Source organism: Streptomyces sp. NPDC006332 (assembly GCF_040612855.1).
Taxonomy (GTDB): Bacteria; Actinomycetota; Actinomycetes; order Streptomycetales; family Streptomycetaceae; genus Streptomyces.
On sequence record NZ_JBEXRA010000025.1, the window covers coordinates 44,549 to 60,316 of the forward strand.

Annotated in this window: 13 protein-coding genes; 9 read left to right on the forward strand and 4 right to left on the reverse strand. The window is 71.4% G+C overall.

Going from position 1 to position 15,768, the window contains the following annotated elements; translation table 11 throughout:
- Window positions 1-21: 21 nt before the first annotated feature.
- Window positions 22-2,004: a protein kinase gene (locus ABZ027_RS22820; protein WP_356771125.1), complete on the reverse strand. Its 1,983-nt coding sequence runs from the start codon at window positions 2,002-2,004 to the stop codon at window positions 22-24.
- Window positions 2,005-2,248: 244 nt separating this feature from the next.
- Here ABZ027_RS22820 and ABZ027_RS22825 point away from each other — a divergent pair, with 244 nt between their 5' ends.
- Window positions 2,249-2,965: a hypothetical protein gene (locus ABZ027_RS22825; protein ID WP_356771127.1), complete on the forward strand. Its 717-nt coding sequence runs from the start codon at window positions 2,249-2,251 to the stop codon at window positions 2,963-2,965.
- Between the two features lie 139 nt (window positions 2,966-3,104).
- Here the strand turns inward: ABZ027_RS22825 and ABZ027_RS22830 are convergent, their stop codons facing one another.
- Window positions 3,105-3,680, reverse strand: a complete 576-nt coding sequence (locus ABZ027_RS22830; RefSeq protein WP_356771129.1) for a biotin transporter BioY — start codon at window positions 3,678-3,680, stop codon at window positions 3,105-3,107.
- Window positions 3,681-4,141: 461 nt separating this feature from the next.
- Between ABZ027_RS22830 and ABZ027_RS22835 the strand changes: the two genes are divergently transcribed.
- The 7 genes from ABZ027_RS22835 to ABZ027_RS22865 all read left to right on the forward strand — a co-directional run bounded on the left by ABZ027_RS22835 (window position 4,142) and on the right by ABZ027_RS22865 (window position 12,053).
- Window positions 4,142-5,344 carry an ROK family protein gene (locus tag ABZ027_RS22835; RefSeq protein WP_356771131.1) on the forward strand — a complete coding sequence of 401 codons (1,203 nt, stop codon included), beginning with the start codon at window positions 4,142-4,144 and terminating at the stop codon, window positions 5,342-5,344.
- Window positions 5,345-5,646: 302 nt separating this feature from the next.
- Complete coding sequence (locus ABZ027_RS22840) at window positions 5,647-6,711, forward strand: ABC transporter substrate-binding protein (protein WP_356771133.1); 1,065 nt, start codon at window positions 5,647-5,649, stop codon at window positions 6,709-6,711.
- Window positions 6,708-7,577: an ABC transporter permease gene (locus ABZ027_RS22845; protein WP_356771135.1), complete on the forward strand. Its 870-nt coding sequence runs from the start codon at window positions 6,708-6,710 to the stop codon at window positions 7,575-7,577. Before ABZ027_RS22840 ends, ABZ027_RS22845 begins: the two co-directional genes overlap by 4 nt.
- Window positions 7,553-8,287: an ABC transporter ATP-binding protein gene (locus ABZ027_RS22850; RefSeq protein ID WP_356771137.1), complete on the forward strand. Its 735-nt coding sequence runs from the start codon at window positions 7,553-7,555 to the stop codon at window positions 8,285-8,287. The genes ABZ027_RS22845 and ABZ027_RS22850 overlap by 25 nt, the downstream gene beginning before the upstream one ends.
- Entirely contained in the window at window positions 8,284-9,639 is a 1,356-nt protein-coding gene (locus ABZ027_RS22855; protein WP_356771139.1) for an LLM class flavin-dependent oxidoreductase, read from the forward strand. Before ABZ027_RS22850 ends, ABZ027_RS22855 begins: the two co-directional genes overlap by 4 nt.
- Window positions 9,640-9,651: 12 nt before the next feature.
- The gene (locus ABZ027_RS22860) at window positions 9,652-10,548 is read left to right on the forward strand and encodes a TauD/TfdA family dioxygenase (RefSeq protein ID WP_356771141.1); all 897 of its coding nucleotides are present in this window, start codon (window positions 9,652-9,654) and stop codon (window positions 10,546-10,548) included.
- Window positions 10,549-10,661: 113 nt separating this feature from the next.
- Window positions 10,662-12,053, forward strand: coding sequence for an amino acid permease (locus ABZ027_RS22865; protein ID WP_356771143.1), 1,392 nt, complete (start codon window positions 10,662-10,664; stop codon window positions 12,051-12,053).
- Window positions 12,054-12,077: 24 nt separating this feature from the next.
- Here ABZ027_RS22865 and ABZ027_RS22870 read toward each other — a convergent pair whose 3' ends face one another.
- Together ABZ027_RS22870 and ABZ027_RS22875 are read right to left on the reverse strand one after the other, a co-directional pair.
- Window positions 12,078-12,701 (reverse strand): histidine phosphatase family protein, encoded by a 624-nt coding sequence (locus ABZ027_RS22870; RefSeq protein ID WP_356771145.1) that lies wholly within the window; start codon window positions 12,699-12,701, stop codon window positions 12,078-12,080.
- Window positions 12,698-14,209 (reverse strand): FGGY-family carbohydrate kinase, encoded by a 1,512-nt coding sequence (locus ABZ027_RS22875; protein WP_356771147.1) that lies wholly within the window; start codon window positions 14,207-14,209, stop codon window positions 12,698-12,700. The genes ABZ027_RS22870 and ABZ027_RS22875 overlap by 4 nt, the downstream gene beginning before the upstream one ends.
- A gap of 519 nt (window positions 14,210-14,728) precedes the next feature.
- On the opposite strand from ABZ027_RS22875, the gene ABZ027_RS22880 reads away from it, so the two are divergent.
- A complete protein-coding gene (locus ABZ027_RS22880) occupies window positions 14,729-15,760 on the forward strand; it encodes a 2-hydroxyacid dehydrogenase (RefSeq protein ID WP_356771149.1) in 1,032 nt (343 codons plus the stop codon).
- Window positions 15,761-15,768: the final 8 nt, after the last annotated feature.

Sequence of the window (15,768 nt, forward strand, 5' to 3'; positions counted from 1 at the left end):
TCCCTTCAGGGAGGGGAGGATTCAAAGCACGGTGAAACTGTCCCGCACCCTGCCGTACGTCTTGAGGGCCTGCGTCTCGATGTCCGGCTGGTACCAGGTGTTGATCTGGTACGACTTGCCGTCGGCGGTGAAGCCCAGCAGGCGGGCGCGCCAGGGGACGCCCTGGAGGGTGAAGGTGTACTCCCAGACGACCGCGGGGTGGCCGCGGAACGTCGTCTCCTCCAGGCGGATCTTCCGGTAGTCCTGCCCCTGGTGGGCGTTCTGCTCCGAGGTCTCCCAGGTCTCCATCAGGTCACCGCGGGCGAGAGCGGACTTGGCGGCCAGCTCCTGTCTGCCGTCCGGGGAGGTGTAGTGCACCTCCGCCCCCGTCTTCACATCCCTGCGCCAGTCCCGCGGCGTCGCCCACGCGAACCCACCCGCCTCCTGGTGCGCCCCGGGCGGCAGGCTCCGCGGGCGTGACGTGCCCTCGACGGTGGGCGTCGGGGTGTCGCTCGCGGTGGCGGACGGGGCCGGCGAGGAGGACGCCACGGCGGACGGCGTGGACCCCGCGGTGGTGTCCGGCGGTTCTGAGGTCGTCGCGAGCACGATCGCTACGACGGCACTCACGGTGACCACACCTGCGGCGACGACCAGCCTGGCACGACGCCGACCACGCCGAGATACGTCGGACGGGGCGGCGGGGCTGGGCAGTTGGGGCGGTGGGATGGCGAGGGGGCGGGGGCCGGTGGCGGTGATGTGGTCGGGGGTGGAGGGGGTGGCGGCGGTGGGTGGGGTGGTGGGTGGTTCGGCGGGTGGGGTGGTGGATGCGCTGGCGGGTGGTCCGGCGGCCGGATCGGCCCAGGACCCTGGACTCCGTGACACGGCCCCCACGCAGTTGCCCGACGGGGTCTCGGAGCGCGTCTCCGATCGCCTCTCCGAGGCGGCCTCGGTGGAGGCGTTGGCGGGAGCGGGGGCCTCGGGCGTGGAGGCGACCTCGGCTTCCGGCTCCGGCGTCGGTGCGGGCCGCCTGGGGTCGGGCAACTTCCGCAGGGAGCGGGTCCTTCCGGGCTCCCGGTCGGGCGGCACGTCCTGGACGGGCACCGCGTCACTGACGAACTCTGGGTCGGACTCGGACTCGGACTCGGACTCGGACTCGGACTCGCCGCCCTCCCCCGTCGCGGCGTCCGCCGCGATCCCGGCCGCCGCCTCCTCCTCCGGGACCAGCGCCGCCGGAACCACTTCCACTGTCGGTGTGGGCGGCGGGAACGCGAGGGGTCGTAGCGACGCCTCCAGGGCCGCCAGGCCTGGGCGGGACTCCGGCTCCTTCCGCAGCAACGCGGCCAGGATGTCGCGCAACGGCCCTGCGGCCGCGGGCAGTTCGGGCTCCTCGTAGAGGACCGCGTGCAGGGTCGCCAGTGTGGTGTCGCGGGAGAATGGGGAGTGGCCGCCCAATGCCGCGCACAGCGTCGCGCCGAGGGACCACACGTCGGACGGCGGGCCCTGCGGGCGGCCGGAGATCCGCTCGGGGGCCATGTAGTCGGGCGAGCCGACCAGCGTGCCGACCATGGTGAGCGCCTTGGCGTCCTGGATCGCGGCGATACCGAAGTCGGTGAGGACGACTCGCGGGTTGTTCGAGAACCGTCCGGCGTGTTCCACCAGGACGTTCCCGGGTTTGATGTCCCGGTGCAGCACGCCCCGTTCGTGGACCTGCCGCAACGCCTCCACCAGGCCGAGCCCGAGGCGTGCGGCCTCGCGCGGGCCCAGTGGGCCGTCCTCCGCCATGATGCGTTCGAGGGAGCGTCCGGAGACCAACTCCATGACGATCCACAGGCGTTCGCCCTCGTCCACGACGTCGTACACGCGCACCACGTTGGGATGGTCGATCCGGGCCGTCGCCCGGGCCTCGCGCAGGGTGCGTTCGCGGCGGGTGCGGGCGTCCTCGGCGTCGAGGCCATCGATGCGCATCTCCTTCACCGCGACCTGCCGGTCGAGTATGTCGTCGGCGGCTCGCCACACCCGCCCCATTCCCCCCTGGCCAATACTTTCGACCAACCGATAGCGCCCCGCCACCAATACCCCTGGAACTCCACCGCCGCTCGTATTCCCCGGCAATCCACTGCACCCCCTCAACGCTTTCCGGTCATTGCCTTCCGGACCGTCCTGACTGACACGCAATGGTCACACTTCGAGCCGTATCAGCATAGTGCGGAGAAATCTTGTGGTACCTCTTCAAGTACTGCGAATTCAGGCGCAGCCAAGGGGGACGAACATGAGTTCTCGTCGTACGACGACCATCGCGGGATCGCTGGTCACGGCATCGTTCTCGGTGGTGATGATCCTTTCCGGAACCGCCGGAGCGGACGACCAGGGACCCGGAAGCAGCAAGGGGGGAAAGGCCGTTGACACGGCACCGGCGGGCGTGAAGCTGACCACGCTGCTGCCCGAGAAGATCTCCGTCGACAACGCGTCGAAAAAAACGGACCTCACCGCCACGGTGAAGAACGAGGGGAGCAAGGAAAGCGGAAAGATCCAGCTTTTGGTCGTCGGTTTCGACGGCCTGACGGTCAAGAACGTTCAAGGCTGTTCCCCGATCGACGAAAAGAATCTTCCGAAGGGTTCGAACAGCGGTTTCTCCTGCCCCATCGACAATCTCGCGGCCGGCAAGTCGAAGTCGTTCGCCGTCGATGCCACGTTCGATCTCAAGAAGACCGGAAAGATCTGCCTGCCCGTACAGAGCGACGGCGGAAAGAAGACGTTCTGGCAGCAGGGCCCGGTTCCGTTCGGTACGACCAACCCGTCGCCGAACGCCCCGGCCACGCCACTGCTGCTCGGCACCGACAACCAGCCGGTGGCGCCGAACGGTGACGAACTCCCCAGGACCGGTCCGGGTGTTCTGCCGCTGGGCGCGGCGGGCGCGGCCCTGCTGACGGCGGGCGCGGCCGGCCTGTGGTGGTCGCAGCGACGGCCGGGGCAGCGGGAGAGCTGAGGAGACCGGAGCGACGGTCCGTGTCGGCACGCGTGCGGACGTAGGGGGTGACACAGATGGAGGGCATGACCTGACGGTGCGTCTGTCAGGTCATGCCCCCCACCAGTCGGCCGTGTGGCCTCGTACGTGGGCCGCGCGGTCAGCGCTTGAGGAGCTTCCAGGCGGCGGGCATGACACCCATCGCCAGGGCCGCCTTCACGGCGTCGCCGATCAGGAACGGGGTGAGTCCGGCCGCGATCGCGGCGGACGCTGAGATACCGGCCGCGTAGGCGAGGTAGGGCACCCCGACGGCGTAGATGATCGCCTCGCCCACCAGCATCGTGCCGGCCATGCGCAGCGTCGAGCGGTCGGCGCCGCGGCGGGCCAGGGCGCCCACGGCGGCGGACGCGAGGATCATGCCGACGATGTACCCGAAGGAGACGGAGACCCCGGAGGTGCCCTCCGCGAACCACGGCACTCCGGCGAGGCCGGCCAGCGCGTACAGGATGAGCGCGGACATGCCCCGGCTCACCCCGAGCGTCGTGCCGACCAGCAGGGCGGCGAAGGTCTGGCCGGTCACCGGCACCGGGGAGCCCGGCACCGGCACCGCGATCTGGGCGGCGATTCCGGTGAGCGCGGCACCGCCGACCACGAGCGCGACATCCCGCACGCGGGAGGCGGGGAGCAGGTCGGCGAGGACCTGCCCGGTGCGGTTGGGGGCGACGGCGGTGCTCATGGGGACTCCGCGAGGGTGTGGACGGCGAGGGACACGGCGACGCTATCCCAGCGCCATGGAGCCGATCACCGTCAGCGCTCGACAAAGGGTTGATCGGTAGCTTGGTGGACTCCGGACAACGGATGGCGGTTACACCGAAGTCGTCGTGATGCTGGTCACTGAGGTGGGGTGGTGTGAGAGACAGGGACAGGCGCATGGCATCTGTAGGGATTCACCAAAGGTCCCGGATTCGTGGACACCCGCCGTCTCGCCCGTCGGTCGCCGTCTGGGCAGCGGTGGGGCATTTTGCTAGCTTCGAGCGCATGGTTGCCCAGGCCCGGAACTTCTCGTCGCGTCGCTATGTCGACCTGCGACGCGTGGGCACGGCCACCTGTCGCCGCCTCTGAGGCGGGCGGAGCGGCTCCGACGCGCCTCACGCATGAGACGGCGCAGTGTCGGACCCGTTCCCGAGGAAGATCCCCATGCCCCATGCCGTGGCACCACCACTCCCCTCCCCCGTGCCCCGCGCCGCCGACAGCGACCGGCGCCGGACCAACGCGAGCGTCGTCCTGCGGTCCGTGCTGGAGCACGGTCCGGTGGCTCGCTCCACCATCTCCCGGCTGACCGGGCTGTCCCCGGCGTCGGTGACCGACCACTGCGCCCGCTTCACGGGCCTCGGCCTCATCCGCGAGGCCGAGCCGCCCCGAAGATCCAAGGGCTCGGGGCGCCCTCATGTGCCCCTCGACCTGGACAACTCCCGCTTCGTGGTGGGCGGAGTCCATGTGGCCGTGCCCTACACCACGGTCGCGTTGCTCGATCTGCGCGGGCGGGTGGTGGCCGAACGGCAGGTGCGGCACGAGGGCACCGAACCCGGCCGGGTACTGGCACGTGCCGCCGACGCCCTGACGGCCCTGTTGGACGGGGCCCCGGGGAGCCGGCCGCTGGGTGTCGGTTTCGCGGCCGGCGGCTGGGTGGACCGGGAGACCGGGACCGTCGTCGACCATCCGCTGCTCGGTTGGCGCGAGGTGCCGGTGCGGGAGGTGATCGCCGCCCGCACCGGGCTGCCGGTCCATGTGGACGGGCACGCGCGGGCGTTGGTCAACGCGGAACGGTTGTTCGGGCGGGCGCGCGGCAGCCGGAGTGTGCTGCACCTGTTCGTCGGCAATGTGGTGGACGCGGCGTTCGCGACCAACGACGAGGTGCACCACGGCCCCCGCTCACAGGCCGGCTCGATCGCCCATCTGCCCTTGGACGGCGGCACGGAGCCCTGTGACTGCGGTCGGATCGGCTGCCTCCAGGCGGAGCTGAGCGAGCTGACGCTGTGCCGGCGGGCCCGTGCGGCGGGCGTCATCACCGGGGCGAACCCGACGCGGGTGATGACGGCGGCGGCGCAGGGCGACCCGGTTGCCGTCCGGCTGTTGGTGGAGCGGGCTCGGATGGCGGGCCGGGCGGTGAGGCTGCTGCTAGACGTGCTGAATCCGGAGAGCGTGGTCGTCACCGAGATCGGGGTCATCGGCCGCGAGGACTGTCTTTCCGCCCTGCGAGCGGCGGTCGGCCCCGAACGAGCGGCGGACGTACGGCCGACGAGTTTCCCGGATTCCGTGCTGGCCACGGCGGGCGGAACAGTGGCCCTCGACATCCTCTACCGGGATCCACTGGGCGCCGCGGCCGGACAGTCGAATTAATTCAGAAACTCCGAATGTTGACAGACGATACGGAAGCCAAGGATCATCGTATTCATGCTGCTCACGACCTGTCGCACCCTCTGTTGCTGACACGTTGACGCGCCCTGGGCGCCTCCTTCTTCCTGCTTGAATTCCCGTTCCCCGGCCTTCGCCCGCCTGGAATTCCGCAGGTGCTCCTGCCGCTGCGCTCTGCCGCATGCTCTTCCGTACGCATTTCCTTCCAGCGCACTTCCCCGCGGCCTACACACGCCTTCCGCGCGCATTTTCGTGCGTGTTTCCACGTGAACTCAGGGAGTTCTCCCATGCCTTCTCCATCCATGTCCGGTGTCGACCGGCGGCTCTTTCTCTCCTCCCTGCTCGGCGTCACCGCCGCCGCGGCCGGACTGAGCGGGTGCGCCGGAAGCAGTGCCGCGGCCGACGCGTCCGACGCCGACGCGCCCCTCGCCACCAAGGTCCCCTCAGGCACCAGCCTGAAGATCTCCTCCTACCAGAACGTCCAGCAGGTGCAGTTCAAGCAGGCCGGGTTCGGCGACCTGCCGTTCAAGGTGAGCAGTTGGGCGAACATCGGCGCCGGCCCCGATGTCATCAACGCCTTCCGCGCGGGATCGCTGGACGTCGCCAACAACGCCGGCATCCCGCCGATCCAGGCGCATTTCCAGGGGTACGACGCGAAGATCGTCGCGATCGACATCACCCGGAAACCGAACTACCTCTTCGCCACCAAGCCCGGCAGCGACATCCGCACGGTCGAGGACTTCCGCGGCAAGAAGCTCGCGTTCTCACAGGGACAGGCCCAAGGTGTCGTCCTGCTGCGGGCGTTGAAGAAGGCCGGGCTCGCGTACGACGACGTGCAGCTCGTCCCGTTGACCAGCAACCAGTTCCTCACCGCGCTGCAGTCGGGCCAGGTGGACATCGCGCCGCTCGCCAACCAGCAGTCGCCCGCGTATCTGAAGCAGTACGGGTCCAAGGGCGCCCATGTCATCACCACCGACGTGGTCGACCTGCTCAACCTGCTGTGGGCGCCGGCCTCGGTCCTGGCCGACAAGGCGAAGGCCGCCGCGATCGCCGCGTACATCCCGTACTGGGCGAAGGGCCAGGTGTGGCAGTACGAGCACCCGGACGTGTGGAACAGGGAGTTCTACGTCAAGACCCAGAACCTGACCCTCGACCAGGCCGAGTCGATCACGTCCCTCGCCAACAAGCCGCTGTTCCCGCCCAGTTGGGACGAGGCCATCAAGTGGGAGCAGGAGACCGCCGACCTGCTGGCGGAGGGCGGCTTCGTGAAGAAGTTCGACGTGGGCTCGCTCTTCGACCACCGCTTCGAGGGCATCGCCGCGAAGTCCGTACCGGCCGAGTACCGGAGGTGACCGCCGTGACCACGACCACCGCCACCGCAACCGCTCCCGCAGCCTCCGTGACCGTACCGGCCGACGAGGAGCGCCCCCAGGTCCGCAGGCGCCGTCGGCTCTCCCCCGGCAGGCGACTGCCCGCCTCCCGGCTGATCGGCCCGGTCCTCTTCCTCGGCCTGTGGGCCGCCGCCTCCGCCGCCGGTCGACTCGACCCGGCCGCGATCCCGGCACCCTGGACGGTGCTGGAGACCGGCGCCCACCTGTGGACCGACGGGACGCTGCCGACCGACATCCTGACCTCGCTGCAACGCGCCGGATCCGGGTTCGCGATCGGCCTGACCGTCGGTGTCGCGCTCGCCCTGGCCGCCGGGCTCAGCCGGACCGGCGACGCGCTGATCGACGGGACCGTGCAGCTCAACCGGGCCGTCCCGACGCTGGGTCTGATCCCGCTGTTCATCCTCTGGCTGGGCATCGGCGAGACCTTCAAGATCGCGATCATCGCCATCGTCGTCTACATCCCCATCTACCTCAACACACACGCCGCGCTGTCCGGCATCGACCACCGCTACGTCGAACTCGCCGAGGTTCAGGGCCTGTCGAAGCTCGCCTTCATCCGGCAGATCGTCATCCCCGGCGCCCTGCCCGGGTTCTTCGTCGGGCTCCGGCTCGGGGTGACCGGCTCCTGGCTGGGGCTGGTCGTCCTGGAGCAGATCAACGCCACCAGCGGACTCGGCTACATGATGTTCCAGGCCCAGAACTACGGCCAGACGGACGTCATCCTCGTCGGCCTGGTCATCTACGGCATCTTCGGCCTGGTCTCCGACAGCGCGGTCCGTCTCATCGAACGGAGGGTGCTGTCATGGCGACGCACACTGAGCAACTGACCCGTCCCGCCGTCCGACTCCGGGAACTGACACGGTCGTTCGACGCGCGGACGGTCCTCGACCACATCGACCTCGACCTGCCGGCGGGGCAGTTCACCGCGCTCCTTGGGCACAGCGGCTCCGGCAAGAGCACCCTGCTGCGGGCGATCGCGGGCCTGGACCACGAGGTCGTCGGCAGCGGCCGGCTCACCGCGCCGGAACGGGTGTCGGTGGTCTTCCAGGACTCACGGCTGCTGCCCTGGCGGCGGGTGCTGGACAACGTACTGCTGGGGACGGAGGGCAAGGAGGCGGCGGAAAGGGGCCGGGCCGCGCTCGCCGAGGTCGGCCTGGCGGGGCGGGAACGCGCCTGGCCCAGCGAACTGTCGGGCGGCGAGGCCCAGCGCGCCGCCCTGGCCCGTTCCCTGGTGCGGGAGCCGGAACTCCTGCTCGCCGACGAGCCGTTCGGCGCCCTGGACGCGCTCACCCGGATCCGGATGCACGGGCTGCTGAGGGAGCTGTGGGAACGCCACCGGCCCTCCGTGCTGCTCGTCACCCACGACGTGGACGAGGCGATCGTGCTCGCCGACCGGGTGCTCGTGCTCGACCAGGGCCGTATCGGCCTCGACCTGACCATCGACCGCCCGCATCCCCGCTCCTACCGGGATCCGCTGCTGGGCGAGTACCGGGAGCGGCTGCTGGCCGCACTCGGTGTGACGGAGGACCACCAATGACCACCAGACAGCTGCACCTGAACGCGTTCCTGATGACCACCGGCCACCACGAGGCGTCGTGGCGGCTGCCGGAGAGCGACCCGTACGCGCATGTGTCCCTCGCGCACTACGTCCACCTCGCCCGGACCGCCGAGCGCGGCACCTTCGACTCCCTCTTCCTGGCCGACGGCCCGCAGCTGTGGGGAAGCGTCGCGCAGCGCCCCGCCGGCGCCCTGGAACCGCTCACCCTGCTGACCGCCCTGGCGACGGCCACCGAGCACATCGGCCTGATCGCCACCGCCTCCACCTCCTACAACTCGCCCTACAACCTGGCCCGCAAGTTCGCCTCCCTCGACATCATCAGCGGCGGCCGGGCGGGCTGGAACATCGTCACCACCGCCGGCGAGGAGGCCGCCCGCAACTTCGGTCTGGCCGCAGAACCCGCCCACGCCGAGCGCTACGCCCGCGCCTCCGAGTTCCTCGACGTGGCCCTCAAGCTCTGGGACAGCTGGGAGGACGACGCGATCGTCGCCGACAAGGCGAGGGGCGTCTGGGGCGACGACACGAAGATCCACCCGCCCCGGCACCAGGGGACGTACTTCAGCGTCGAGGGCGCCCTGAACGTGCCGCGCAGCCCGCAGGGTTACCCGCTGCTGGTGCAGGCGGGCTCCTCCGAGGACGGCAAGGCGTTCGCGGCCCGGTACGCGGAGGCGGTGTTCACCGCCCAGCAGACCATCGAGGACGCGCAGGCCTTCTACGCCGACCTCAAGGCCCGGACCGCGCAGACCGGCCGCGACCCCGACCACATCAAGGTGCTGCCCGGCATCGTCCCGGTGATCGGGTCGACGGAGGCGGAGGCCCTGGCGAACGAGCGGGTCCTTGAGGACCACATCGTGTACACGCACGGCGTGGACCGTCTGGAGCGGCTGCTGCAACTGGAGCCGGGAACACTGGAGTTGGACGCCCTGCTGCCGGCCGACCTGCCCCCGGAGAGCGCGATCGAGGGCGCCAAGAGCCGGTACACGCTCATCGTCGAACTGGCCCGGCGTGAACGCCTGACCGTACGGCAGCTGGTCGGGCGGCTCGGCGGCGGGCGCGGGCATCTCACCTTCGCCGGGACGCCCGAGCAGGTCGCCGACGCGATCGAGACCTGGTTCACGCACGGCGCCGCCGACGGCTTCAACATCATGCCGGCCGTGCTGCCGTCCGGCCTCGACCTCTTCGTCGACCACGTCGTCCCGATCCTGCGCGGCCGCGGTCTGCTCCGTGCGGAGTACGGCGGCGGCCCGCGGCAGACCCTGCGGGAGCGCTACGGCCTGCCGCGCCCGGCCAACCAGCACGTCACCTCCCGCAGGGAATCCGCCCTCGTCTGAAAGGACCCACCCATGTCCGAGATCCAGATCCGCAAGATCACCGGGAACATCGGCGCGCAGGTGTCGGGCGTCGACATCGCGAAGCCGCTGGACGAGGAGACGGTCGCCGCCGTCCGGGAGGCCCTCAACGTCCACAAGGCCCTGGTGTTCGACGAGGTGAACCTGGACGACGAGGGGCAGCAGGCCTTCGTCCGGCACTTCGGCGACCTCACCACCGCCCACCCGACCGTGCCGTCCGTCGCGGGCGTCCCGAACGTCCTGCCCGTGGACAGCGAGCGCGGCCGGGCCGCCAACAACTGGCACACGGACGTCACCTTCGTCCTCAACCCGCCCCAGGCCAGCACCCTGCGCAGCATCAAGCTCCCCCCGTACGGTGGCGAGACCCTCATCGCCAACTCGGCGGCGGCCTACCGGCAACTGCCTGACTCGCTCCGCCAGTTCGCCGACACGCTGTGGGCGGAACACACCAACGACTACGACTACGCGGTGCCGGAGGAGGCGGTCGACGATCAACAGGCCGCCGCGCGCGCCCAGTTCACGTCGATCAAGTACCGCACGGTCCACCCGGTGGTCCGGGTGCACCCGCTGACCGGTGAACGCGGGCTGTTCATCGGCGGGTTCGCGCAGCGGATCGTGGGCCTGTCGGTCAGCGAGTCCCGCAAGGTCCTCGACCTGTTCCAGTCGTACGTGACCCGGCCGGAGAACATCGTGCGCCACCGCTGGTCGGAGAACCAGCTGGTGCTGTTCGACAACCGGATCACCCAGCACTACGCGGTCGACAACTACGACCACCTGCCGCGCCGCCTGAACCGGGTCACCATCGCCGGTGACGTCCCGGTCGGCATCGAGGGCAAGGAGAGCTACTCCATCGAGGGGGACGCCTCGCACTACACGGCCGTAGCGGCGTAACCACGCTGCGTGCCGGACGCGTCCGTATGCTGGGCGGTCCCTCCGTGAGAGCGGAGGGGCCGCCCAGACTGTGGGCGTTTTTGCCCATCTCACGCACTGGACGAGCCGCGCCCATGCCCAGCACCACCACCGAGACGTCAGCGCAGCAGGACGGCGCCTCCCTCTCCCACGGCCTCAAGCAGCGCCATCTGTCGATGATCGCCCTCGGCGGGGTCATCGGCGCCGGGCTGTTCGTCGGCTCCGGCGCCGGTATCGCCGCCGCCGGACCCTCGATCGTCGTCGCCTACACCCTCTCCGGCCTCCTGGTGATGCTGGTGATGCGGATGCTGGGCGAGATGTCGGCCGCGTATCCGTCCTCGGGTTCCTTCTCGGCGCACGCGGAACGCGCGTTCGGCCCGTGGGCCGGCTTCACGGTGGGCTGGGCCTTCTGGGTCCTGCTCTGTACGGCGGTCGGTCTGGAGGGCATCGGCGCCGCGAAGATCGTCACCGGCTGGCTGCCGGGCACGCCCGAGTGGGCCTGGGTGGCCTTGTTCATGGTCGTGTTCTGCGGGACGAACCTGGCCGCCGTGAAGAACTTCGGCGAGTTCGAGTTCTGGTTCGCGGCCCTGAAGATCGGCGCGATCAGCCTGTTCCTGGTGCTGGGCGTGCTGGCGATCGTGGGCGTCCTGCCCGGCACCGACGCCCCGGGCACCGCGAACCTCACCGGCGAGGGCGGTTTCCTCCCGAACGGCGGCGAGGGCCTGGTCGTCGGCCTGCTCGCCTCCGTCTTCGCGTACGGCGGTCTGGAGACGGTCACCATCGCGGCGGCCGAGTCGCCGGACCCGGTGCGCGGGGTGGCCAGCGCGGTGCGCACCGCGATGTGGCGCATCGCGCTGTTCTACATCGGCTCGATGGCGGTCATCGTCACCCTGGTCCCGTGGGACGCGAAGGAGATCGTCGAGAAGGGCCCGTACATCGCCACCCTCGACCACCTCGGCATCCCGGGCGCGGGCCAGGTGATGAACGTGGTGATCCTGGTGGCCCTCCTGTCGGCGATGAACGCCAACGTCTACGGCGCCTCACGCATCGCCTACTCCCTGGTCGCGCGCGGCCAGGGCCCGAAGGTGCTGGGCCGGGTGTCCGGCGGGGTCCCCCGGGTCGCGGTCCTCGCGTCCTCGGTCTTCGGTTTCGGCTGCGTGGTGCTGAGCTACTGGCGGCCCGACGACGTCTTCTCCTGGCTGCTGAACATGATCGGCGCGGTCATCCTGGTCGTCTGGATCTTCATCGCGGTCTCGCAGCTCAGGCTGCGCGCCCGCCTGGAGCGCGAGGCACCGGAGCAACTCGCCGTACGGATGTGGGCGTTCCCGGTGCTGACCTGGGTCGCGCTGGCGGGTATGGCGGCGGTGTTCGTCCTGATGGCCCGGGAGCCGGACACCAGGGTGCAGCTGTACTCGACGGGCGGGATGACGGCGGTCATGGCGGCCGCCGGGTACGGGTGGCAGCGGGTCCGGACAGCCAGGGCCTGACCTGCCACGACGGGGAACTTCGGACTACGGCAGATCCGGCTCGCACGGCACGTTGAGGGACAGGAGTGCGGCGCCGCCGTCCCCGTTCATGCGGAGTTCGCTGATCGCCGTGTTGCGCAAGCGGGGGAACACCCTGCGGTACTCCCCGGCCGGGATCGACAGCAGAGTGCACAGCACCAGACGGAACAGGGTGTTGTGGGCGACCACGAGGACGCGTTCGCCGGGGTGGGCGGCGGCGATGCGGCGCAGGGCCTCGCACCCGCGGGCGGCGGCCGCTCTCGGATCCTCGGCGGCCGGGAAGGGGTTCGCCACCGGGTCGGCGCGGTAGGCCTCCGCGGCGGCCGGGTCCTCGGCCGCGAACTCCGCGAGCGTACGGCCCTCCAGCACCCCGAAGTCACACTCGCGCAGGCCCGGTTCGCGGTGCGGGGTGAGGTCCAGGGCACGGCAGGCGGGGTCGGCGGTGACGACGGCCCGGGACAGCGGTGACGTCCAGATCGCGTCGACGGGGTGGGCGGCGGCCCAGCGGCCGAGGGCGGCGGCCTGGGCGCGTCCGGTGTCGGTGAGGGACACGTCGCTGGTCCCGGCGTAACGGTTCTCGGCGTGCCAGACGGTCTGCCCGTGCCGGGCCAGCAGCAAGGTCGTACTCATGACTGAGCAGTATCCCGGTCCAGGCGGGCGAGCGCGTGCGCGGCGACCGGTGCCGGCAGCCAGCCGCGGACGGTCAACTCGTCGACGAGCCGGGCGTACGGCTCGGCGAACAGGGCCGTGCGGCCGGGGCGGGGTTCGACGACCGTACGGACTCGCACCATGCGTCCGGCGACGTCCGCGAGCCCGGGCCCGCCCGTGCCGCCGTACCGGGCCAGCGCGGCCATCCCCAGCGCCGGCTCGGTCTGCTCCGGCACCCGGGCGGGGCGGCCGAGGATGTCGGCGCGCAGCTGGTTCCAGTACGGGCTGCGGGCGGCCCCGCCGGTGAAGGTGAGCGGCCCGTCCACGGGGGCGCCGAGGTGGTGCAGGTAGTCCAGGCACAGGCGTTCCGCGAAGGCGACGCCCTGGAGCAGTGCCGCCCACAGGTCGGCGTCGTTCTCCGGCTCGCCGAGGATGAGGGCGGTGGCGTCCGGCGCCGCGAACGGGAACCGCTCCCCCGGCGACACCAGCGGGTAGGTCACCACCCCGGACGGTTCGAAGGCCGCCGCCCGCTCGTCCATGGCGGCCGGGTCGGCGCCCGCGAAGGCCGCTGTGAGCGCGCCGGCGCCCACGCTGGAGGCCCCGCCGGGCAGCCATGTCCCGTCGGGCGCACGGTGGTTGTAGACGACGCCCGTGGCGTCCCGGACGGGGACGAGCGAGGCGCCCTTCAGGACCAGCGTGGTTCCGAGCACCGAGTTCCAGGAGCCGGGCCGCAGCGCGCCCGAGGCGATCTGCGCCGCGCAGCCGTCCGTCATCCCGGCGATGACGGGGGTGCCCGCGGGTACGCCGGTCGCCTCGGCGGCGGCCGGGCAGACCTCACCCAGGCGGCTTCCGGGGCGCACCACCTCGGGCATGGCACCCTCGGGCAGGCCCGGGACGTCCGGCCAGGCGTCGCGTCGCAGGTCGTAGCCGGTCTTGAAGGCGTGGCTGGAGTCGGTCGGCACCGGCCGGCCCACGAGCCGTGCGGTGATCACGTCGGGCTGGTGGGTGATCCGCCTCGCGTCAGATCCCGTGCCCGGCCCCGGCCCCGTGACCGGCTCCGTGCCCGCCCTCCGCCCGTGCTCCGTCATGAGCCACAGCGCCTTGGGCAACGCCCAGGTGTCCTGCACCGCGAGCCCCGCCTCCCGCAACCGGGCCGCCTCCCGCGCCGCCCGCCCGTCGTCGTACATCAGCGCCGGACTCGCCGCCCGCCCGGCCCCGTCGGTCAGCAGCACCGTCCCGGACGTCCCGCACACCGCGAGCCCGCCGATCCGCGGGCCCGCCGACGGAGCGAGCGCCGCCCGGGACGCCTCGCACACCGCCCTCCACCAGTCCTCGGGATCCTGTTCGTGCCGTGCCCCGTCCCGCCGCCCCGCCAGCGGAGCCGAGCCGCGCCCGAGGACCGTCCCGTCCGCGGTGACCGCCAGCACCCGGACGCTCTGCGTGCCCAGGTCGATCCCCAGCCAGGCCTCGCCGTCGCCCTCACCCGCCACCGGGGGCCTCCCTTTGTCGCGACCTGGTCCGTGAAGTTCTCACTGTGCACCGGTATTTCCCGCGCGCGAGGGATTGACGCCCGCCTTCCGTCGTTACACGCTCGAGGCCGACCCGCCTCAACGGACCCTTCACCATGAGCGCCCAGGACGACGGACGGGGAAGAGCGCGCGATGAGCGACAGCGACGACAGCGCGCCGCGCGGACCCGCGGAGCGCTTCGGGGTGAGTCTGATGACCGCCGGGGCTCCGCGTACCACCAGGAGCGGCACATCGTGTCCGTGAGCCCCACGGGATGTCGTCCGCGCGGCGCCCGGCGGTGCACGCGCCGCACGGCACCGGTCCCGCGCTCCGGTCGGGTGAACTCCTGGGGCCGCCCGGCCCGTCGGACCGAGGCGAGTGAACCACCCTGCGGATGATCGCCGGATTGGTGACGATGACCGGAGGACATCCTGGTGAAAGGCGCGTCGCTGGTCGGCAGGCCCGCCCGGCGGTGCGAAGCCGAGACGGGAGGCACCTGAAATGAGCCGGACACTGCAAGTCGTGGCCGCCGGCGACCACTTCGTCCTGCCGGGTCTGATCGCGCGGGCGGTGGCCGACGAGGTCGGCGAACACCCCGTGAAAATGAGCGAGTTGAGGCTCGGCTGGCCCCTGGAGCCGTTCGGCCCGGTGGCGGAGGTGACGGAGGCGAGCGATGCCGAGGACGAGCTGATCGAGGCGCTGGCCGGGGCGGAGGTACTGGTCACCCAGATGGGGCCGGTCACCGAACGCGTCCTCGCGGCCGCTCCGGACCTGCGCCTGGTCGTCGTCTGCCGGGGCGGGCCGGTGAACGTGAACCTGGACGCGGCGAAGGCGCACGACGTACGGGTGTGCTTCGCACCGGGCCGCAACGCCGCCGCCACCGCCGAGTTCACCGTCGGTCTGCTGCTCGCGGCCCTGCGCCGCATCCCGCAGGCCCACGACCTGCTCGCCCGGCAGGGCAGCTGGGAGGGCGCGACGTACTACACGTACGAGCACAGCGGCCTGGAGCTGGAGGACCTGCCGGTCGGGCTGGTCGGCTACGGGGCGGTCGGCAGCCGGGTCGCCCGGGTGCTGTGCGCCTTCGGCGCGCAGGTGATGGTGTACGACCCCTATGTGCGCGGCGAGATCCACGGACTGCGGGTGACCTCGCTCGACGACCTCCTGACGCGTTCCCGGGTGGTCACGCTGCACGCCCGTCTCACCCCCGAGACGCGGGGCATGGTGGGCGCCCGTGAGCTGGCGCTGCTGCCGCCCGGCGCGGTCGTGGTGAACGTGGCGCGCGGCCCGCTCCTTGACGAGGACGCGCTGTGCGACGCGCTGGAGAGCGGGCGGTTGTCGGCGGCCGCGCTGGACACCTACGCGCACGAGCCGCTCCCGGCCCACTCGCGGCTGCGGGCTCTGACCGACCGTGTGGTGCTGACCCCGCACCTGGGCGGTGCCAGCCGGGCGGTGGCCGAGAAGGCGGCGGCGATCGCGGCGGCGGAGGTGGGCCGCTGGGTGCGCGGGGAGCCGCTCGCGCACTGCCTGACCTGACATCCGGG